Below are 17,983 nucleotides of genomic sequence, written 5' to 3'. Positions count from 1 at the left end.
ATTTTCGATTCAGGAAAATGTCTTTTCACATTTTAATAATACAATTTTGGTGTTATATCCTTATTTTCTATATTCCCTTCAATTACAAATCGTACATCATCATTGCTTGTAACGCAGCTTGTAGAGAATAAAATAGGGATATCGCACACAACGTCGTTCATTACATCATGAAATACATTGGCAGCAACACCTGTAAACGTTTGGCAAAGGTTTGAGATATCATCGTTAAAAAATTGAATAACTTTCGCAGCAAAAACTGGAAAAATAACATTCGCTCCACCTGGTAGCTGTGGCTGTACAACAACTTGTTGAAAATAAGGATTATTTTCTAGCGCTACTTGAAATAAATGTGCAATTTCAAATGCATCTAGTGGACATGGAAGCGGATTTACAATCACACTTTCTGCGTTACTAACAACAACCGTTACACTTACGTTTCCAAATTCCACGAAAGATTTAAGAAGCGTAGCTAATGCTATCGCTTTTTCATCACTCATAGCTTGTACTAAAATAATAAAGTTCCCACCAACTGGAATAAGCGGACCCACTGTTATAGTCGGATCAGCGCCTATAGAATTTTTAAGCTCATTAAAATACGTAATCCACGGTGGTGAAAGCTCAACTTGTACATTTTCTTCCATTCTTTCATTCTACCTCCTTATACAATTTTCATTACCATAATATGTAATTGTTTTAAAATTGCATAAGGCATTTATATTATTTTCTTACGTTCACTATTTATAATAATGAATCAATTTAAGAAAAATATGCTATGTTTCTTTCCTAACTTCAAGTATTATGCTGGAATGAGATTCCATGTACCAATACGGCATCTATAATAAGCAACTACACTAAATTTACATATTATATTTAAATGTCTTCACATTCAAAAGAAGATTAACACATACACCTTCTATATGTAAGGAGTTTATTTAATGAAAAAAATCCCTATCGTATTCAAAGTTCCCCCGAATTCAAAGCTAAAAGTTACATTCTACGGTCCTTGTAACGAAGTAATTACAAATGTATCTTTAATTAATCAACTACTCACCCCTACCTGCCAAACTGTATCTCAATATCCAGACTTTAAAAAATATATAACTGAAGTCCGATCATTATCAAATTGTTAATCGTATCATTTTATGATTTATCATTTCGAACAGTACGATACCAAAGTAATAAAAAGAGCCGCATCTATCAAAATGATATGATCCCCTTATAGTAGACAGGAAAAAGAAAGCACATTACCCTGTTTACTATGGAGGGGATTTTTTATGGGGAAAATTAGAGTCACTTACGATGTAGAATTTAAGAAACAAGCTATAGATTTATACTTAAAAGACGGCATGAGTTATAAAAACATTGCGAAAGAATTAGGTATTCATCACTCGATTGTAAGTCGTTGGGTGAAACACTTTGAAACTGAAGGAATCAAAGGACTAGAAGAAAAACGCGGTAAAGCGAAAGGACCAGGTTTAGGTAGACCAAGGGTTAGACCCGAAGATCCAGAAGCTAAGATCAGACGATTAGAAGCGGAAAATGAAATGTTAAAAAAGCTCTTAGGGATGTAAAAGGAGGAATGAAAGTCGTATCCAAAACGAAAAAATTCGAAGTCATCCATGAAATGACAAAAACAGGTTATACAGTGACCATTCTATGCGATATTGCTGGTGTAACCAGAAGTGGGTACTACAAATGGATAAAACGGCATACGACGCCTTCAAAAAAACAATCAGAGGATATCGAAATTAAGAAAAAGATATTGGCGTGTCATAAAAAATTAAGAGGAATTTATGGATATAGAAGAATACAAGTGTGGCTGAAAGCCACATATAACCTTTATTTGAATCATAAGCGCATCCAAAGATTGATGCGTGAACTAGGTATCAAAGCCGTAATTAGGAAAAAACGACCTTATTACGGAAAAAAAGAAGCTTATGTGATTTCAGAGAACCATCTAAATAGGGAGTTTCAAGCTTCAAAACCGAATGAGAAATGGGTAACCGATATTACCTATTTGATTTTCAATGGACAGCGCTTGTACTTATCCGCTATTAAGGATTTATACAATAATGAAATTGTTGCCTATGAAACCAGTCGTAGAAACGACTTGAAACTTGTGTTAGATACACTGAAAAAGGCAAAGAAAAAACGAAATGTGAAGGGAATCCTCTTACATAGTGATCAAGGGTCCCAGTATACATCTCGTCAATATAATCAATTACTTAAAAAATATCAGATGAAGGCAAGTATGTCTCGAAGAGGCAACTGTTGGGATAATGCTTGTATGGAAAACTTCTTCAGTCACTTTAAGGCAGAGTGTTTTCATTTACACTCCTTCCATAAAGCGAATGAGGTCAAACTTGCCGTGCGTAAATATATGCACTTTTATAATCATCAAAGATTTCAAAAGAAATTAAATAACCTGAGTCCATATAAATATAGAACTCAGGTTGCTTAGTTACGCTTTTTAAATACTGTCTACTTGACAGGGGTCACTGCAAAAGAAACGGCTCTTTTTTCATTTCACAAAAACATGACTTCATTAAAAAACCAAAATAACTCATTAATTGATATTCTATTGATATTTTGTTGATATTTTACACATATCAATGAAATGAGCATATATTATCGTATGGAGATTCTCCACTCATAAAACCTATCTTTTTTTGAGCATACTTTATTTGTATGCTCCTTTTTTATTCTTTACTTAACGGATTATCCTGTTAGCATTTCCAAATATCCACCTAGACAAACATTGAATATTTCAAAAAAAGATTTTCTTATTATGATGCACTATGAATATAAGTTTAATAATTTATCTATAGCTACATTTTCAGTATCACTTAAATCGACAAAATAATGAAGTTGCCACAGTTGACTCTTCTTAGCTTGATTACTAACAGGCTTATCCCAAATAGGGTAAACCCTTATAGCCATTTTTCCTTTTTGGTTTTGAGTTTTTAATATTTTTTCTTTTAGAAGAATCTCTTTTGGAAAAATAAATTGTCCTAGTTTATTATCCGCTATACAAGTAATAACTAAAAGATTAGGAGCCGAATCATAAGAAAATGCCTGATTTCTCATGGAAGCATCCTTCTCCCAAAAAGAAACAAATTGTCCAATCTTATTAGGCGTAATTTTTGATACCCTAAATCGTATGCTTCTATTATTTAGCTGAAATACCCATCCTGCATATTCTGAATTTTGCTTTTCTTCTTTTTGGTTAGTAATGAATAGATTATTAGGTTTGTAAATCATTTCATCTAGTTTTTTAATTATATTACTAAAATTTGTCATGTAAACGCACCTTTTTTATTTTTCAGTATACCAAGAACATTCGTTCTTGTATATCAAACTTAAACAAATGATGGCTTTGAATAGTCTTTCAAAGATTATTTGATCTACTCCATCCATAACTTCAAATTTACTTTTATAGTATTTATTACATTACTCTTCCAATTTCTTGTATTTTTCATTATTATATTAATATATCAACAAAAAACGAGGTACATATTACATGAATCCATCCAAAATTGACTTCGGCTCCATAGAGCAACCTTTCTTCCTATTCGTTTTATATCTTATCGCAATTCTTTTAACACTCGGCATTACATTTAGTATATGTCATTCCCTTTTACTAAATTTAAATGCACCGAGATGGGTAGCAAAACTGTTAGCCATCGTATTAACTCTAGGTGTTGCTTATCAAGTATTTATGAACTTATTTTAATATATTCCCTTTTAAACTATTTTAACTAAAAGGCCCTACCATAAGGTAGAGCCTTTTTTTAAAAAATAGTCCATAAATCACAAACATGTATTTTATTTTATTGGAGATGGAAATCTTGCAGCTTCAAAATGCGTACTAATAAATCCTGGATCATTTTGTATAATCAGTCCATCTACATCACTCTCAGCAAAAATTTCAACTACATCTCCTGCATGTAATTGAAGTATTGTTGAAACAGCTACGACATTTGCAAAATTGAGTGGACCAAAAAAGTCATTATCTATCGCTATAGCTGGATTATCATTTACCCGAATTTCTACACGCGCTCTATAATTCGTATTACTATCATTAGGTGCAAAGCTGATTGTACCAATAATAGAATAAACCCCTCTAGTCTTCGGAATAAAATCTGATGTTGCTGGGTTATATTCGTTCGCTAAATCAAATTGTTCATTTTGAAATAATACTTTAACAAAAGTATTTGCAGTGACATTTTGATCTACTGTACTAACCGCTCTAAAAGCAGATGCCCTTACAAGTTTATCTTTCTCATTATCACAACACTTCTCGTAATAATCTGTACTCTTCTTACAACAAGTATGCTGTTTCTTTTTATAGCAATTGCAATGCTTACAATAATAAGACATATTTATATCCCCTTTCTAAATCTATTGTTGTATACTATGCAAAATAAATTTAAAAAGTTTGGACGAGCTATTGCTATTATGAAATTAAAAAAACTCCACGGAAAAGCAGAGTTAATAATTTTTTTTCCTTTTCAATATTTATACAATTGGAGATGGAAATCTAGCAGCCTCAAAATGAGAACCATCCTCTGAACTACTAATAACTCCATCTATACTACTTTGCGCAAAAATCTCAACAATATCACCTGCATGTAATTGGAGTATTGTTGAAACACTTACGACATTCCCAAAATTTATCGGACCAAAAAAGTCGTTATCTATAGCAATTGCCGCATTTCCATTCACTCGAACTTCTACACGCGCTCTATAGTTTACATTTGTATCGTTTGGAAAGAAACCAATCGTTCCAATTACGGAATAAACGCCTCTAGTCTTCGGAGTAAACTCTGATGTTTCCGGGTTATATTCATTCGCTAAATCAAATTGTTCATTTTGAAATAATACTTTGACAAAAGTATTGGCTGGAAGGTTTTGATCAACTGTATTTACCGCTCTAAAAGCGGATGCTCTTACAAGGTTTTTCTCCTTATGATTGCAAGAACAATCATCATATTTTTTACTGCACTTATTATTATAGTCACTTCTTTTTTTACAACAATCATGATTTTTCTTTTTGTAACTCTCACAATTCTTACAGTAGTAATAACAAGACATATATAGTGCTCCTTTCTAATCTACTACTGCATAATATGTATGCTAGACTTGGAAAGTTTGGACAGGTTATTGCGATTACAAAAATAAAAATGCTCCACCATAAGGCAGAGCGAAGAGAAAGTATAACTTTTAAAAACAAAGCACTCATGTAATATTCTGGTTAAATCAGTAATACAAATTATCTAGTTTCATCAACTCGGATTTTCAGAAAAAACTCCTCTGTACGATTTTATTATTATTGAATAGACTATATTGTTCAGTGAGATATGCAATATTTCGTATTTTATTATTTCAATATTCCTTTATTATCGTTGAGTTGTAAATATTCTCTTAAAAACACTTTAAAATCAACACTTACTCTATAACAAATACTTTTTCATCCTTCAGAATTACCTGTAATCATTATATTCAAATATCATTATTGCAAATTATTGACCTGTACAAACATAAGGTTTTTGTGTATTCTATGGACAAGGAGTAAGGTAAGAGTTACTCTTTGCCATTTTAGGAAAGGCTCTGTTGGAGACAACAGGGCCTTTTTTCATATTTTTTTATAGTAAAGCATCCAAAATTTATAAACACTTGGCAATAATTTTTGCCAAATTCCTCTCTCATCATTCTTATCGTCACCTTTCATTTTGGAAAAATAATATCCCCACTTAAGAATCCTTGCGCTGTATATAACTCATGAGGTTGTAACATTCTCATTCCAATATCTAAAATTTTATAATTGTTCCCTAGATACGAATCATTCCTTATAAGGGCGCTCTGTACTTGCGCTCTTATATAAATACTTAAATTTATTCCCCCGCATACTTTTATAAATTGTATACAGTTCCATATGGAATTGTTGAAACAGAAATTCCGTATGGTGTAATATGATGCATTGGGTAATAATACTCCATAGATGGATAGTACGGTTGTATGCCTTGCTGTATTTGTTGCATTTGCTGCTGTGCTTGTAACGCTTGTTGAACAGCTTGAATTGTACTTTGTGCTCCGCTATACGTAATACCCGCCGTACCATACGGACGCATTCTATCTCGGGTATCAAAATATGAATAAAACATTATTATTCAACTCACTTCCATATAAGTTATTACAAAGTATGTTATGATTCTTAATTTCAGTGAGTGTTAAAAACTAGTTCACTAGCTTTTATTCAAATAGCGTTTTTGTTCACCTTCCTTCTTTTGACCCCCACTATTTACCGAAATATTCCGACTTTTTTGCATTCAAGGCCAATCTTTTCACGGACAATCAATCGGTCTACATTTGCAAGCATCCACGGGTATTCAGGATGCTGCCAGATTGCATTTCTGCGTTGTACCTTTAAATCCGTACGCTTGGAAAATTCTTTTGCAACTACCTCTTCCAAAACGTTTCCGAAATATGCCGATTCACTTTGTACATCTTCCTTTTCAATCGCTTGTGTTTTTTCAAAGAATACTTGAACTGCTGATTTTCATTTATTTAAACCTGCGATTGCAGAAACATCTGAGCCACCAATAGCTTGCAACCACTGAGCGTGGTCCATGTTTAGTTTGTTAACCAATACTTTTGCTTGCATGTTCTATTCACTCACCTTCCATTTTATACTAATACCAACATATATTTTTTATGAGGACTCATTGCCGTGAGTCCTTTTTTATTGCCCCAAATACTTTTGTAACAATTCCACTGCTTCATTAATGCTCCCATTCACACCCTCATGGATATTCATGTGAAATCATTACCGCTCGACTGATGGCATCTTGTAACTTTTCGGCATCGATAGACGTTGCCATGATACCTTCTTGCTCCTGTGGATCAGCTTTACCATAGCCATTGTGCATGGACATCTGGTTTTCTAGCAGCTAGCTCGCCTCCTTAAAAAATACAGGATTTTCCTTTCTGTTATCGAATTAGTAATGCTTGGAAAGGGGGTGTAATATGGCAGAAATTAAAGTAGGACTTACACAATTTCTAGACTTCACACTGAAAAGTAGTGCAGCTAAAACAAACTTTATGAAAAATCTAAAATCTCAACCGGAATACCAACCAGCTTTTGATTACTGGAAACAATTACGAGACACTGTTATTAAATTTCATCAAAACGAACTACCTTTTGAATGTTTCGAAACATTAGTGCAAACGGTTGATCAGAAGAAACAGCAAAACTATATCGATGTCATAAAACAGTACAAAAAATTTATTAAAAACAAAGACGTCTCTTGGTTCGATCCAGGTAAATCACATTGGATATCAGATGATTTAATCGTCCGCTCATCGCCTGAACTCGGTTTGCTCATTAATGATGAGCCGCATCTTATCAAACTGTTTTTCAAAGGAAAAAAAGAGCGAATTGATAAATACAACATCAACTCAACGCTGACATTATTAAACGAATCAACATTTTCAAATGAACATAACGATGTGAATTATACGGTTCTTAACATCCAAAAGAACAGAATGTATACGAATAACTCTATTAATAATGATCATTTAATAGCGCTTGAATCAGAAGCTAACCAGCTTTGTTATATATGGAATAAGATGTAAAGGATACTATTCATCTCTTTCAATACCTTGTTCATGCATAATTTGGGCATAATTTTCACAAATCCAATCAGTTTCGTTTAATTGAAGCTCACCTTCTTGTTCCTCACAAACAATGCAGGGTGGGCGTTTTTCGAAAATAGTTTCTTTAACCATTTCCGCCCCCTAACCCACCTCCTCCGAAAGAGTGATATAATGAACTCTTTCCACTAAATCAGCGTTAACCCCCTGGTTTTTTAATCGATGAAGAAGTTCTTCGTTTTTTAGAACATGCAAAAGAAAACCGTTATTATATCGCTTATCTTCTTGCTATTACATGTGGAATACGTAAAGGTGAAATCTTAGGTCTACAATGGAAAGATATTGATTTTGAGAGACGAACGTTATCTGTTAACCGTTCCCTCTCTCACATTACAAAGGGATTCCATGAACCAAAAACCTCTTCTGGAAAAAGATTACTGATTTTGCCTGACATTACTTTAATGGCACTAAATGACCATCTGCAAAAAATCTCTGAGAAAAAAGAGCGATATGATAAACGCTATAATGACTACGATTTGGTCTGCCGTTTCAGAAGTTTGACACAACTCCTGAAAAAGCTTATAAAGAAAAGTGGGGTTCCTGATATTCGTTTCCATGATCTAAGGCATACTCATGCAACATTAATGTTGCAACAAGGTATTCACCCGAAGATTGTCAGTGAACGATCAGGACATAAAAGAGTAGGTATCACATTGGACACCTACTTACATGTCGTACCAGGGCTTCAGGAAACTGCGGTGGATCAATTTGCAAACGAATTATTCGGAATGAAAAACTTTTGTTAGAAGTTTTCGTTTCTGGGCAAAAACACCGCCTAAATAACCCAAAATATCACAAGTGAAAAAGGAGCAACAGAACATGAGAGAAATCAAGTCTGACAAGGAATTCAAAGACATCATCGCAAGCGAGGAGCCAGTAGTTGTTAAGTTCTTTACTACATGGTGCCCAGATTGCGTGCGTATGGACAACTTTATCGGGGATGTAATGGAAGAGTTCAATAAGTTTGAATGGTATTCTATTAATAAAGATGAGTTCCCAAGTATTGCTGAAGAGTATCAAGTAATGGGCATTCCAAGCCTACTTGTATATCAAAATGGCGAAAAGCTAGGTCACTTACATAGTGCAAATGCAAAAACGGAAGAGCAAGTTACTGAGTTTTTAGAAGCGTACTAAGAAACGAAAACCCTCTGAAAAAATATTTTCCAGAGGGTTTTAATCTTTTTTCACAATTATCTTTCGTAGTTGTTTCGTCATCTCTTTAGAAGAGTAATATACGGTTTCCTCATGACCAATGTACATAATTACACTCCTATCCCCTTCATCTCCAAGGTAAAGATGTATACCGTTTGTATCACCACTTTCATATGTAATTAATACATCGTATTGTGGTTTTTCGCCGCTTCGCTTTTGTTTTTTCGTGTTATTAAATAGATTATTAATCCCTTTGATTATTTGTTTGTCTTCTATACACATAAAATAATTTTCATTTAATCCACCGTATCCTTTAAAAGTGGATATTGATATTTTAGAAATATTTTGTTTCTTCACGTTTTTATCATTTGATGAATTACATCCAGTCATTATAAGAAAAATACATAGTAAGAAAAGTATGCGTTTCTTCATCCTCCTACCCTCCTATCTCTTGAATTGTAGATAAATCCCAATTCCATTCATACCCTTACTTTGTACTTTTCAACATATTTTTCCTTAACGAAACTTTGTTATCCCCTTCTTAAAAAGCTATAAAACGTCAACAATGTTTGTATAGACCCACACGAGTTTCGTTTGATACTCTATGTATAGAAAGAAATTCCTTGTAGAAAGGCGAGTGATTAAAATGGATTCTCTTTCTCATAAAGAAGCTGATAAAGGTGCTATTGTCAGCATTATAGCCTACATATTTTTATCCTCTATGAAAATCATCATCAGTTATATTACCCTCTCTAGCGCATTACGTGCTGACGGTTTGAATAACTTAACGGATATTGGTGCTTCTTTAGCGATATTAATTGGCCTGAAAATTTCTCGTAAGCCTCGTGATCCAGATCATCCATATGGGCATTCGCGTGCAGAACAAATCGCATCTCTTGTTGCTTCCTTTATTATGGCAACGGTCGGATTAGAAGTTGTGATTAGTGCAATTCAATCGTTTTTAAATCCGAAACAAGCAGCACCTAATGTACTCGCTGCGTGGGTTGCTTTATTTTCTGCCGTCGTAATGTATTTCGTATATAAATATACGAAAAAGATTGCGATTCAAACAAAGAGTAAGTCGTTAGAGGCTGCTGCAAAAGATAATTTATCAGATGCTCTCGTAAGTATTGGTACAGTAATAGGTATTGTCGGATCACAGTTCAAAATGCCTATTTTAGACCCTATTGCTGCTTTAATTGTCGGTCTTATTATTTGTAAGACCGCGTGGGACATTTTCGTAGAAGCTTCTCATATGCTAACGGATGGAATTGATCCTGAAAAAATGGATGAATACGCTGATGCTATAGGGCATATTTCAGGTGTTGAACATATTGTAGATATTCGTGCTCGTATGTATGGGAATCAAACGTATGTAGATATTACAATTGAAGTAGATGCTCGAATGGATGTTAGCGAAAGCCATTGTATTACTGACAGTATTGAAGATATGCTTCGAAAGAAATTCGGAATTTACCATGCTCATATTCATGTGGAGCCCATGCAAAAAGAACCTATTATGACATAGGTTCTTTTTTAATGAACGCCTTATGAAATATAACACATAAAACGAGCCAGCTACCGCCCGCTGCCCATCCGGCTAATATGTCAGATGGATAGTGCACGCCAAGATAAATTCGGCTAACTGAAATAGATAATACAACGAAGCTTGCTATAAAAATAATCAGCAACTTTTTATGCAATGAAATACGATCTTCTGTAATTGTGACATATGCAATAAATCCTAAGAAAGCAGTAGCATTCATCGTATGCCCGCTCGGAAAGCTATATCCAGTTGCTGTAACAAGCTGCGTCACATCAGGTCTTGCTCGTTCGTACCATAGTTTGAGCATACTGTTCAAATAACGTGATCCGTAATAATTAATTGTTAGAAGTAATGCACTTAATATTTTTTTTCTAAGGAGAAAATACATTACAAGTATAATGAGTAACGGGAAATATATTCTTTTTGAACCGATAAAGGACACCCAAGTAAAATAGGTTGTCAAATACTCGTTTCGGAAACTTTGAATAAAGTGTGCGACTACATTATCAAATTTTTCAATACAAGCGGTATGATACGAAAGTGATAGTGCGACAAAACAAATGAGTAGTGTACAACTTAACAAGTATAAATGTCGGTATCGTTTCACATACATAACCTCACTATGCAAAAAAATGGAGCGGTTGTTTTAGTTTTCCTCTCCATTTCTTTTTTATGCATAGTTTATTAAAAAATATTATTGTTAATTTTTTGCTGCATCGTTGGAATATCTTCGCTTGTTACTGTAAAGCGAATAACCTTCTCATCAAGATCTAGCGCTTCCGCGAACAAACCAGCTAATCCACGTGATTTTCTATCTACTTCCATAATAATTTCTAATCGGTCATGGGCACTTGGCAAAATTAATAATTCTAATTCATCTAATTTCCCATAATACTCTCCGGAAACTGGAATAAACTCAAATTCTTGCGCGAATGGAACTTGCTTACGTAATCGATACGGCAATTCCTCGCATTCTATATGACGCGCTTTAAAACCTAATTGATTTACACTATTTAATACACTGTTCAATAGCGCGTTCGGCAACACTTGAATATAATCACGGTCACTTGGATCAATACTACGTTTAATATCAAGGCCTGTATGAACCCAAACCGTTTTCATTCCAAGTGTTAGTGGTACTTCAATTGGCATTAAAAACGAAAATGGAATTTCCACTTTTTCATTTGACTCTACAGAAAATGGATCTGTTAAACGAACTCGCTCCAAATCATACGTTGACGTTACTTTTTTATCATCCACTTCTCTTACATATGACGTCGACAACGTTAAGTAAATGCTTTCAATTTCTTGGCTAACTGAACCTCCAGTTATATGTATCTTCCCTACGATTTCTTCTCCAACTATATACTCATCTTTTTCAAGAACAGTATCTACTTTTGCACTACCAATACCAACGCTTGCTAAAAACTTTTGAAACATGGGGTCTCCATCCTTTCTAAAGCGTAAGCTACATCTTTTTTCAAATCTTGTACATTTTCATAGTATGGCGCTTTCATTTGTAACATTCGCATTAGCATGTCGCGATTATATTCTTCCAGCACTAACTCTTCATACCAAGGTTTTTCCTTTTTTTCAGTCGATTCATAACTAGCATACAATAAAAATAATGCGAAATGACCGAGCGCATAAAAATCGCTACGAAAGTGAATTTCTCGCATCAAAGCTTGTTCACCTTCATAAGTTGTAGCTCGCTCATCACCCTCACCTTTCAATTTAGCCAATCCAAAATCAATAATACTAATCTGATTTTCTTTCATTAATATGTTTGGAATACGTAAATCTCGGTGAATGATCCCTTTACTATGAAAATACGAAACAATTCCTAGTACTTCATATAAAATTTCAAAAACTTCACGTTCATCATATACTTGCCCATCTAGGAAAATATAATCTTCGAAATTTTCTCCCGGCATATACTCCATCACAAAAAAGTTCTTTTTCTCCCATATGAAATGATCATGTAGATTAGGAATTGACTCATGATTTAATGTTTGTAAAATCACTTTCTCTTGCTCAAATGATTTTCTACCAAACTCATATCTTTGTTTACTTTGCCTTAATTGTTTTAAGACTTTATATTTATTTATTTGAAAATCATTAACGACATATGTAACCCCATAACTGCCCATTCCAATTACTGATTCAATCTTATAACGCTCTGCAACAATTGTATTTTTTCGCAGTGGTCTATCAAATAAAGCTAGTATACGACGCCATTTCATCAGCTACTTGAAAAGAAGCTACGGCTTTTACGTTTTCTTTTATAATGCTGATGCCCATAACCAGATGAACGTCGTTTATTATCGCTACTTGAATACGAGCGCCCTCTATGACGATAATCACTACTTGAATACGAACGATGTTTTTTCTTTCCTAATAAAGAATCAATAATTTTTTTGAACATCCCTTCACCTCTTGTATAAAATTTTCTTTTAATTATACCAACAATTCTTGTCTATATTTGTGACAAGTTTGTAAAGAGTAAAAAACGACGAGTTAAGCCCGCCGTTACTTTCAATCTTCCTCTTCATCAAAAACTTCATCAATCATGCATTTCTCTAATAAATACTCAAATGTAATATCTGCCAGGTCCTCAATTTCTTCTCTTTTTGGAACGTACCCTCTTTCAATTAGTCGCTCATAAAAAAACTCCGCAATCTCTTCCGTGTCAATTACGACTTCAATTTCCTTCATGAGCATCACTCCTTTATTTCTGTTTTATGAAAAAATCTCAAAATTATGTATATGAGATTAGAAAAATAGTTTTTTCTTTTTTATAAGTCATATCGTGTAGGCAAAGGGCATACGATGTTAGTACAAGCTATCCAAGGGGGGAAATAATAATGGAATACCAATACGAAGTAGAGCAAACAAAAGAAGAGTTCATGCATGAAGATCAATGGGCAGACTCTCTTATTAAATGGCTTTTTATTTTTTTAATAATTGTAGGCATACCTTATACTGCATATGTTGTTGTTCAATTTATTCTCTCTTTCTAGTTAACTATTTTTTCTCTGTCAATTTAACTAAATAATTTTGAACAACATCCATAACAATTTTATATTCTTCATCTTTAAATGTATCGAATAATAAATGATAATCATTATAAATATCTAATAACCCATCAATAATTTCTTGGCGATTCGTCTTTACACTTACTTTTTTCGAATTGTTAATTGACTTCAATTTTCCTAAATCCAATTTATTCATACCAGCTTTATCTTGTTTCATTTTCTTCAAAATTGCATTTGCCGTTTGTGCATTGGCAAGTAATGTTAAATCAGATTCATCAGCTTCTAACCATTCACCATCAGTAATTCGTGACAATTCATATATAGTATCTTCCCATGCATCATTTTTATATCTCCATACTTCTGTACGAAAACCAACAATACGAAAAACATCTTTATCATATCCAGTTACTTGCACGAGATCACCAAACGTAAAGTTATAATTTAATTCAATCCACTCTGTGTCGCCCTTTTTCATTTCCTGCTCTGTTACATGCTGCAAAGTTTGCTCAACGTAAAACCCATCGTGATTATTTACTTCGTATACGTAAACTCCATCTAAAACCTTCATATTTGTAACTTTCCCAACGGTTCCATATAGCGTAATCACGACTATGTCCCCTACGTTGTATTTAGGTTGTTTTTTCTTTGCCATCTCTATCTCTCCTTTTTTAAACGTCGTGATTTTGATAACAGTATATGCAACCTACATTAAAACGCTTATCACAGAAGCTTATATTCATAAATTTTTTCAATAAAAAAATATCACTACATAAAATTTATGTGAAACGCAAAAAAACTAGTAAATAGACTAGCTTCAAATCAAGAACTTTCGTATAAAAAAACATACAAAATACTTCACTTTAAAAAAGTAATGTATTCTGTATGTTTTTTTATAATTTTTATCTCTCTTGTATATATAAATCCCATGCATCATCAAATATAGACATACTTTCTAGCATTCCACTTAACTCTAAGTATGAACTAATTACATCATAGTCTTCAGATTGCTTCGGAAAACTTAAATCATCATACATCGCCTCTGCTAAATCTGATATTTCATTTTTAAATAAAGCTGCACGGTGCTTCATCATATAATGGTAAAATGTCTTTTTCAAAAATATTCCCTACCTTTCTAACTTGGGTACATTATACAAGGCAAAAAAGAAAAAAACCAGCATAAAAGCTGGTTAAAAGTCGAAATAATTCCTTTTTAATAAACGTGGTCTTCCCATCAACTCTTCGTATGTTAGTTGTTTTGGCAAATCTTTCGTATAAATTAAAAACAACTGATCTTCAATTTCTTTTACAGTATGGTCTGCTTGATAGTCCATTCCACATGAGGAACAAGTAATACATGGTGTCTCTTGGATTTCAATGGCTTTCGTACCATCTGGTAATTCCCAATATACAGTATTCAAGCTTTCTTTCGCTTCTGTACTGTCACACCACATACAATTCATACTACGTCACCCTCATTTTTTTTGTCGTCATCTAACTTTGCCATTTGTGCTTGATATTTTTTATCTTTTAATTGATCACGCTTATCACGTTTATCTTTTAAAGAAGCATGCGTTTCATTGACTTCATAATCTTTACGGCGATTCATACGTTGTAAATCATCTGGAACAAGATTAAATTTCCTATCACTCATCAATCCTGCAACGCCGATATCAGAACGTTTCTCTTCATAAGTCGGATAAATTTCTTTAAAGTAGCCTTCTGCTCTTCCTGGGATATAGTTTTCTGGTTCTGGATACGTTGTAATAACCCCTTCAAAGTTACGAAGAACAACTTTATCCGCACTTTGTGAAATTAAATAGTTTGGCTGAAGCGCAATTTTCCCGCCTCCGCCCGGTGCATCAACAACGAAAGTTGGTACTGCATAACCAGACGTATGTCCACGTAAGCCTTCAATAATTTCAAGACCTTTCGAAACTGGTGCACGGAAATGACCGATACCTTCTGATAAATCACATTGATAAATGTAATATGGACGAACACGAATTTTCACTAAATCATGCATAAGTTTTTTCATAATTGGAACGCTGTCATTAATTCCAGCTAAAATTACAGCTTGGTTTCCAATTGGAACACCTGCATTCGCAAGCATTTCACATGCTAGTTTCGATTCTTCTGTAATCTCAATAGAAGTGTTAAAATGTGTATTTAACCATACTGGATGGTATTTTTTAATTATGTTACACAGATTTTCTGTAATACGCTGTGGGAATACAACTGGTGCTCTTGTTCCGATACGAATAATCTCGACATGCGGGATTGCTCGTAAATTCTTTAATACATATTCTAAAATTTTATCATTAATTAGAAGTCCATCACCGCCAGAAATTAAAACGTCACGTACTTGTGGTGTCTCACTAATATAAGCAATCGCATCATCTAATTGCTTTTTCGGTACGCCCATTCCAATTTGTCCACTAAAACGACGACGTGTACAGTAACGACAATACATAGAACATTGATTCGTTACTAAAAATAGTACGCGGTCTGGATAGCGATGCGTTAATCCTGGAACTGGTGAATCTTCATCTTCATGAAGAGGATCTTCTAAATCATATTTTGTTTTATATAACTCTTCCGAAATCGGTACTGATTGCATCCGAATCGGACAGCGTGGGTCATCAGGATTCATTAGCCAAGCATAGTACGGTGTAATGTTTAACGGGATCGTTTTCGTTGAAATTTTAACACCTTCTTCTTCTTCAGGTGTTAAGTTAATTATTTTCTTTAAATCATCTAAAGTTTTGATCGTATTCGTTAATTGCCAAACCCAATCATTCCATTGTTCTTCTGTAACATCTTTCCATAATTCAATATCCTTCCAGTGACGATTTGGTTTGTATACATCATGTAACATTGCTATTCCCCCTTTTTATACGCTCATTCTTTATATAAGCAATAATTATGCCAACTTCATATTCTTGATAAGTAAATGCGAGAAATACCCTATTATATAAGAGAATAAATATTTTTAAGTGCTGTACTAAAACTATATTTACTATCATATTCATTACTTGTTATATATGTAAACGCTCTTTTATTGGTGCAAACACACAAAAACCGCCGATTATTCGGCGGTTTTGTCGTACTTGCTCAGTTTATATTGAAGCGTTTGACGCGGAATACCTAACATTTTTGCTGCTCGCAAAATATTACCTTCCGTCTCAATTAACGCTTGATCTATTAACTCTTTTTCCGTTTGATGTAGAGCTTCCCTAAGTGGTAATATACTTTTCTTCTCCGGAATTTTCTCTTTCCGAAATGTACGCGGTAAACAATTAGCTGTTAATGAATTACCTTCCGCAATAATGACAGCATGTTCAATCGTATGTTTTAACTCACGAACATTTCCAGGCCATTGATAAGCTTGTAATCTTTCTTTTGCCTCCTTATCAATTTGAAGTACACCTTTTTTATAACTCTTATTATATTCCTTCAAAAAATAAGACGCTAATAACAATACATCCTCAGTTCTTTCGCGAAGCGGCGGAATATATAATGAAAATACATTTAATCGATAGTATAAATCAGTGCGAATTTTATTTTCTCTTAAACATACTTCTGGAGGCTGATTCATCGCAGTAATAACGCGAACATCTACTTTCCTCGTCTTATTATCTCCAATGCGCCTAATGACCCCATCCTCTAATACACGTAGCATCTTCGCTTGTAAATCGAGTGGCATTGAATTAAGTTCATCTAAAAACAACGTTCCTCCATCTACAAGTTCAAATAATCCTGCCCGTTCGATCGCCCCTGTATAACTACCTTTTGTCGTGCCAAACAGCAAACTTTCTAATAGCGACTCTGGCAAAGCTGCACAGTTTTGTGCAATAAACGGCTTATTTTTTCGTTTAGAAGCTTCATGAATCGCTTGCACAAATAGCTCTTTCCCCGTTCCAGTTTCACCATATATTAAAACATTCGCATCGGTTGGCGCTACTTTTTGTGCTAATTCTTTCGTCTGTTTAAAGCGGGAATCATCAGTCACAATTGTCTCGAATGCAACATGCTTTTTCACCGTTTTTTTGCTAGTCGATCGTTTTATTTTCGTTTGTAGATCTACAATTGTATCAGTAAGTTTTTGAATAGTAGAATAATCTTTCGCAATTTCTACAGCGCCAGCAATATTTCCATCTATTAAAATAGGTAACGTCGTATTTACCGTACAAACGTCTTCCCCATTTAAATTTTGGTAATGTTGAACTTGGTGTACGATTGGTTTTTTTGTATCTAATACTTTCATCAACGTACTTGTTTCTCTTGATAATGACGGGAATGCTTTTAATAAATGCTTTCCTAGCACATTTTCAATTTTAGACCCATCATGTTTTGCAGCAACTGTATTATAAAAGATTGTAATCCCATTTTCATCTACTGCATGTATGGCCTCATCTATACTGCCCAAAATCGCTTCAATGACTTCCTGTGTCGAAACTGCTAGCAATGTCATCCCCCCTTTTGCCGAAAATCCAGCAAATTCAACGCCGAATTTTCGGCACCCTCTGTGCGATTATAA

General features: G+C 33.9%; 27 protein-coding genes and 1 pseudogene. 9 read left to right on the top strand and 19 right to left on the bottom strand.

The genetic code is table 11. The features are described from left to right. Window positions 1-32 precede the first annotated feature (32 nt). Entirely contained in the window at window positions 33-641 is a 609-nt protein-coding gene (locus KPL75_RS25355; RefSeq protein WP_219918308.1) for a hypothetical protein, read from the bottom strand. A gap of 294 nt (window positions 642-935) precedes the next feature. Between KPL75_RS25355 and KPL75_RS25350 the strand changes: the two genes are divergently transcribed. The 3 genes from KPL75_RS25350 to KPL75_RS25340 all read left to right on the top strand — a co-directional run bounded on the left by KPL75_RS25350 (window position 936) and on the right by KPL75_RS25340 (window position 2,461). After that, window positions 936-1,130 (top strand): hypothetical protein, encoded by a 195-nt coding sequence (locus KPL75_RS25350; RefSeq protein WP_002085768.1) that lies wholly within the window; start codon window positions 936-938, stop codon window positions 1,128-1,130. A gap of 144 nt (window positions 1,131-1,274) precedes the next feature. After that, complete coding sequence (locus KPL75_RS25345) at window positions 1,275-1,571, top strand: transposase (RefSeq protein WP_219918307.1); 297 nt, start codon at window positions 1,275-1,277, stop codon at window positions 1,569-1,571. A gap of 8 nt (window positions 1,572-1,579) precedes the next feature. After that, window positions 1,580-2,461 (top strand): IS3 family transposase, encoded by an 882-nt coding sequence (locus KPL75_RS25340; RefSeq protein WP_219917553.1) that lies wholly within the window; start codon window positions 1,580-1,582, stop codon window positions 2,459-2,461. Window positions 2,462-2,796: 335 nt separating this feature from the next. Here KPL75_RS25340 and KPL75_RS25335 read toward each other — a convergent pair whose 3' ends face one another. Further along, on the bottom strand, window positions 2,797-3,300 hold the full coding sequence (locus KPL75_RS25335) for a MepB family protein (RefSeq protein WP_002148148.1): 504 nt from the start codon (window positions 3,298-3,300) through the stop codon (window positions 2,797-2,799). A gap of 220 nt (window positions 3,301-3,520) precedes the next feature. Between KPL75_RS25335 and KPL75_RS25330 the strand changes: the two genes are divergently transcribed. Next, the gene (locus tag KPL75_RS25330) at window positions 3,521-3,733 is read left to right on the top strand and encodes a hypothetical protein (RefSeq protein ID WP_219918306.1); all 213 of its coding nucleotides are present in this window, start codon (window positions 3,521-3,523) and stop codon (window positions 3,731-3,733) included. A gap of 92 nt (window positions 3,734-3,825) precedes the next feature. Here the strand turns inward: KPL75_RS25330 and KPL75_RS25325 are convergent, their stop codons facing one another. The 5 genes and pseudogenes from KPL75_RS25325 to KPL75_RS27745 all read right to left on the bottom strand — a co-directional run bounded on the left by KPL75_RS25325 (window position 3,826) and on the right by KPL75_RS27745 (window position 6,950). After that, window positions 3,826-4,386 carry a C1q-like domain-containing protein gene (locus KPL75_RS25325; protein ID WP_375141037.1) on the bottom strand — a complete coding sequence of 187 codons (561 nt, stop codon included), beginning with the start codon at window positions 4,384-4,386 and terminating at the stop codon, window positions 3,826-3,828. A gap of 132 nt (window positions 4,387-4,518) precedes the next feature. Beyond that, on the bottom strand, window positions 4,519-5,094 hold the full coding sequence (locus KPL75_RS25320) for a C1q-like domain-containing protein (protein ID WP_002148155.1): 576 nt from the start codon (window positions 5,092-5,094) through the stop codon (window positions 4,519-4,521). An 818-nt stretch (window positions 5,095-5,912) separates the two neighbouring features. Next, entirely contained in the window at window positions 5,913-6,164 is a 252-nt protein-coding gene (locus tag KPL75_RS25315; protein WP_016094103.1) for a DUF3947 family protein, read from the bottom strand. A 137-nt stretch (window positions 6,165-6,301) separates the two neighbouring features. Beyond that, entirely contained in the window at window positions 6,302-6,520 is a 219-nt protein-coding gene (locus KPL75_RS25310; RefSeq protein ID WP_258237057.1) for a YqaJ viral recombinase family protein, read from the bottom strand. A gap of 222 nt (window positions 6,521-6,742) precedes the next feature. Beyond that, window positions 6,743-6,950, bottom strand: a pseudogene (locus KPL75_RS27745) (hypothetical protein). A gap of 76 nt (window positions 6,951-7,026) precedes the next feature. On the opposite strand from KPL75_RS27745, the gene KPL75_RS25305 reads away from it, so the two are divergent. After that, window positions 7,027-7,635, top strand: a complete 609-nt coding sequence (locus KPL75_RS25305) for a hypothetical protein (RefSeq protein WP_219918304.1) — start codon at window positions 7,027-7,029, stop codon at window positions 7,633-7,635. Window positions 7,636-7,641: 6 nt separating this feature from the next. Here KPL75_RS25305 and KPL75_RS25300 read toward each other — a convergent pair whose 3' ends face one another. Beyond that, window positions 7,642-7,788: a hypothetical protein gene (locus KPL75_RS25300; RefSeq protein WP_219918303.1), complete on the bottom strand. Its 147-nt coding sequence runs from the start codon at window positions 7,786-7,788 to the stop codon at window positions 7,642-7,644. A gap of 137 nt (window positions 7,789-7,925) precedes the next feature. On the opposite strand from KPL75_RS25300, the gene KPL75_RS25295 reads away from it, so the two are divergent. Then, window positions 7,926-8,459: a site-specific integrase gene (locus KPL75_RS25295; RefSeq protein ID WP_258237056.1), complete on the top strand. Its 534-nt coding sequence runs from the start codon at window positions 7,926-7,928 to the stop codon at window positions 8,457-8,459. Between the two features lie 73 nt (window positions 8,460-8,532). After that, on the top strand, window positions 8,533-8,847 hold the full coding sequence (locus KPL75_RS25290) for a thioredoxin family protein (protein WP_001206934.1): 315 nt from the start codon (window positions 8,533-8,535) through the stop codon (window positions 8,845-8,847). Between the two features lie 39 nt (window positions 8,848-8,886). Here KPL75_RS25290 and KPL75_RS25285 read toward each other — a convergent pair whose 3' ends face one another. Next, window positions 8,887-9,297 carry a YhfM domain-containing protein gene (locus KPL75_RS25285; protein ID WP_219918302.1) on the bottom strand — a complete coding sequence of 137 codons (411 nt, stop codon included), beginning with the start codon at window positions 9,295-9,297 and terminating at the stop codon, window positions 8,887-8,889. A gap of 214 nt (window positions 9,298-9,511) precedes the next feature. On the opposite strand from KPL75_RS25285, the gene KPL75_RS25280 reads away from it, so the two are divergent. After that, window positions 9,512-10,393 carry a cation diffusion facilitator family transporter gene (locus tag KPL75_RS25280; protein WP_219918301.1) on the top strand — a complete coding sequence of 294 codons (882 nt, stop codon included), beginning with the start codon at window positions 9,512-9,514 and terminating at the stop codon, window positions 10,391-10,393. Here the strand turns inward: KPL75_RS25280 and KPL75_RS25275 are convergent. From KPL75_RS25275 to KPL75_RS25255, 5 genes are all read right to left on the bottom strand, one after another. After that, window positions 10,383-11,018, bottom strand: coding sequence for a phosphatase PAP2 family protein (locus tag KPL75_RS25275; protein ID WP_016094107.1), 636 nt, complete (start codon window positions 11,016-11,018; stop codon window positions 10,383-10,385). The two genes, KPL75_RS25280 and KPL75_RS25275, sit on opposite strands and share 11 nt — an antisense overlap. 77 nt (window positions 11,019-11,095) lie before the next feature. Further along, window positions 11,096-11,851, bottom strand: a complete 756-nt coding sequence (locus KPL75_RS25270; protein ID WP_219918300.1) for a sporulation protein — start codon at window positions 11,849-11,851, stop codon at window positions 11,096-11,098. Next, window positions 11,833-12,654, bottom strand: a complete 822-nt coding sequence (locus KPL75_RS25265) for a serine/threonine protein kinase (protein ID WP_219918299.1) — start codon at window positions 12,652-12,654, stop codon at window positions 11,833-11,835. The genes KPL75_RS25270 and KPL75_RS25265 overlap by 19 nt, the downstream gene beginning before the upstream one ends. Next, window positions 12,654-12,836, bottom strand: coding sequence for a hypothetical protein (locus KPL75_RS25260; RefSeq protein ID WP_002141661.1), 183 nt, complete (start codon window positions 12,834-12,836; stop codon window positions 12,654-12,656). The genes KPL75_RS25265 and KPL75_RS25260 overlap by 1 nt, the downstream gene beginning before the upstream one ends. A 110-nt stretch (window positions 12,837-12,946) precedes the next feature. Continuing rightward, the gene (locus KPL75_RS25255) at window positions 12,947-13,126 is read right to left on the bottom strand and encodes a YozD family protein (RefSeq protein WP_002012644.1); all 180 of its coding nucleotides are present in this window, start codon (window positions 13,124-13,126) and stop codon (window positions 12,947-12,949) included. A 149-nt stretch (window positions 13,127-13,275) separates the two neighbouring features. Here KPL75_RS25255 and KPL75_RS25250 point away from each other — a divergent pair, with 149 nt between their 5' ends. Continuing rightward, entirely contained in the window at window positions 13,276-13,431 is a 156-nt protein-coding gene (locus tag KPL75_RS25250) for a DUF3930 family protein (RefSeq protein WP_002018281.1), read from the top strand. Window positions 13,432-13,435: 4 nt separating this feature from the next. Here the strand turns inward: KPL75_RS25250 and KPL75_RS25245 are convergent, their stop codons facing one another. The 5 genes from KPL75_RS25245 to rocR form a co-directional block, all read right to left on the bottom strand. Continuing rightward, window positions 13,436-14,098, bottom strand: a complete 663-nt coding sequence (locus tag KPL75_RS25245; protein WP_219918298.1) for a hypothetical protein — start codon at window positions 14,096-14,098, stop codon at window positions 13,436-13,438. Between the two features lie 247 nt (window positions 14,099-14,345). Further along, entirely contained in the window at window positions 14,346-14,561 is a 216-nt protein-coding gene (locus tag KPL75_RS25240; protein ID WP_002085796.1) for a YozE family protein, read from the bottom strand. A gap of 72 nt (window positions 14,562-14,633) precedes the next feature. After that, entirely contained in the window at window positions 14,634-14,906 is a 273-nt protein-coding gene (locus KPL75_RS25235) for a YokU family protein (RefSeq protein ID WP_002085797.1), read from the bottom strand. After that, window positions 14,903-16,321 (bottom strand): lysine 2,3-aminomutase, encoded by a 1,419-nt coding sequence (gene ablA, locus KPL75_RS25230; protein WP_002148177.1) that lies wholly within the window; start codon window positions 16,319-16,321, stop codon window positions 14,903-14,905. The genes KPL75_RS25235 and ablA overlap by 4 nt, the downstream gene beginning before the upstream one ends. A gap of 210 nt (window positions 16,322-16,531) precedes the next feature. After that, window positions 16,532-17,917 (bottom strand): arginine utilization transcriptional regulator RocR, encoded by a 1,386-nt coding sequence (gene rocR / locus KPL75_RS25225; RefSeq protein ID WP_219918297.1) that lies wholly within the window; start codon window positions 17,915-17,917, stop codon window positions 16,532-16,534. Between the last annotated feature and the right edge of the window lie 66 nt (window positions 17,918-17,983).

Source organism: Bacillus sp. NP247 (assembly GCF_018966865.1).
Taxonomy (GTDB): Bacteria; Bacillota; Bacilli; order Bacillales; family Bacillaceae_G; genus Bacillus_A.
This window is presented reverse-complemented; position numbering and strand designations above follow the sequence as displayed.

Excerpts from the sequence above, each read along its gene's own strand:
- KPL75_RS25355 (WP_219918308.1), bottom strand. The coding sequence starts at position 641 with ATGGAAGAAAATGTACAAGTTGAGCTTTCACCACCGTGGATTACGTAT.
- KPL75_RS25350 (WP_002085768.1), top strand. The coding sequence starts at position 936 with ATGAAAAAAATCCCTATCGTATTCAAAGTTCCCCCGAATTCAAAGCTA.
- KPL75_RS25345 (WP_219918307.1), top strand. The coding sequence starts at position 1,275 with ATGGGGAAAATTAGAGTCACTTACGATGTAGAATTTAAGAAACAAGCT.
- KPL75_RS25340 (WP_219917553.1), top strand. The coding sequence starts at position 1,580 with ATGAAAGTCGTATCCAAAACGAAAAAATTCGAAGTCATCCATGAAATG.
- KPL75_RS25335 (WP_002148148.1), bottom strand. The coding sequence starts at position 3,300 with ATGACAAATTTTAGTAATATAATTAAAAAACTAGATGAAATGATTTAC.
- KPL75_RS25330 (WP_219918306.1), top strand. The coding sequence starts at position 3,521 with ATGAATCCATCCAAAATTGACTTCGGCTCCATAGAGCAACCTTTCTTC.
- KPL75_RS25320 (WP_002148155.1), bottom strand. The coding sequence starts at position 5,094 with ATGTCTTGTTATTACTACTGTAAGAATTGTGAGAGTTACAAAAAGAAA.
- KPL75_RS25315 (WP_016094103.1), bottom strand. The coding sequence starts at position 6,164 with ATGTTTTATTCATATTTTGATACCCGAGATAGAATGCGTCCGTATGGT.
- KPL75_RS25305 (WP_219918304.1), top strand. The coding sequence starts at position 7,027 with ATGGCAGAAATTAAAGTAGGACTTACACAATTTCTAGACTTCACACTG.
- KPL75_RS25300 (WP_219918303.1), bottom strand. The coding sequence starts at position 7,788 with ATGGTTAAAGAAACTATTTTCGAAAAACGCCCACCCTGCATTGTTTGT.
- KPL75_RS25290 (WP_001206934.1), top strand. The coding sequence starts at position 8,533 with ATGAGAGAAATCAAGTCTGACAAGGAATTCAAAGACATCATCGCAAGC.
- KPL75_RS25285 (WP_219918302.1), bottom strand. The coding sequence starts at position 9,297 with ATGAAGAAACGCATACTTTTCTTACTATGTATTTTTCTTATAATGACT.
- KPL75_RS25280 (WP_219918301.1), top strand. The coding sequence starts at position 9,512 with ATGGATTCTCTTTCTCATAAAGAAGCTGATAAAGGTGCTATTGTCAGC.
- KPL75_RS25270 (WP_219918300.1), bottom strand. The coding sequence starts at position 11,851 with ATGTTTCAAAAGTTTTTAGCAAGCGTTGGTATTGGTAGTGCAAAAGTA.
- KPL75_RS25265 (WP_219918299.1), bottom strand. The coding sequence starts at position 12,654 with ATGAAATGGCGTCGTATACTAGCTTTATTTGATAGACCACTGCGAAAA.
- KPL75_RS25260 (WP_002141661.1), bottom strand. The coding sequence starts at position 12,836 with ATGTTCAAAAAAATTATTGATTCTTTATTAGGAAAGAAAAAACATCGT.
- KPL75_RS25255 (WP_002012644.1), bottom strand. The coding sequence starts at position 13,126 with ATGAAGGAAATTGAAGTCGTAATTGACACGGAAGAGATTGCGGAGTTT.
- KPL75_RS25250 (WP_002018281.1), top strand. The coding sequence starts at position 13,276 with ATGGAATACCAATACGAAGTAGAGCAAACAAAAGAAGAGTTCATGCAT.
- KPL75_RS25245 (WP_219918298.1), bottom strand. The coding sequence starts at position 14,098 with ATGGCAAAGAAAAAACAACCTAAATACAACGTAGGGGACATAGTCGTG.
- KPL75_RS25235 (WP_002085797.1), bottom strand. The coding sequence starts at position 14,906 with ATGAATTGTATGTGGTGTGACAGTACAGAAGCGAAAGAAAGCTTGAAT.
- ablA (WP_002148177.1), bottom strand. The coding sequence starts at position 16,321 with ATGTTACATGATGTATACAAACCAAATCGTCACTGGAAGGATATTGAA.
- rocR (WP_219918297.1), bottom strand. The coding sequence starts at position 17,917 with ATGACATTGCTAGCAGTTTCGACACAGGAAGTCATTGAAGCGATTTTG.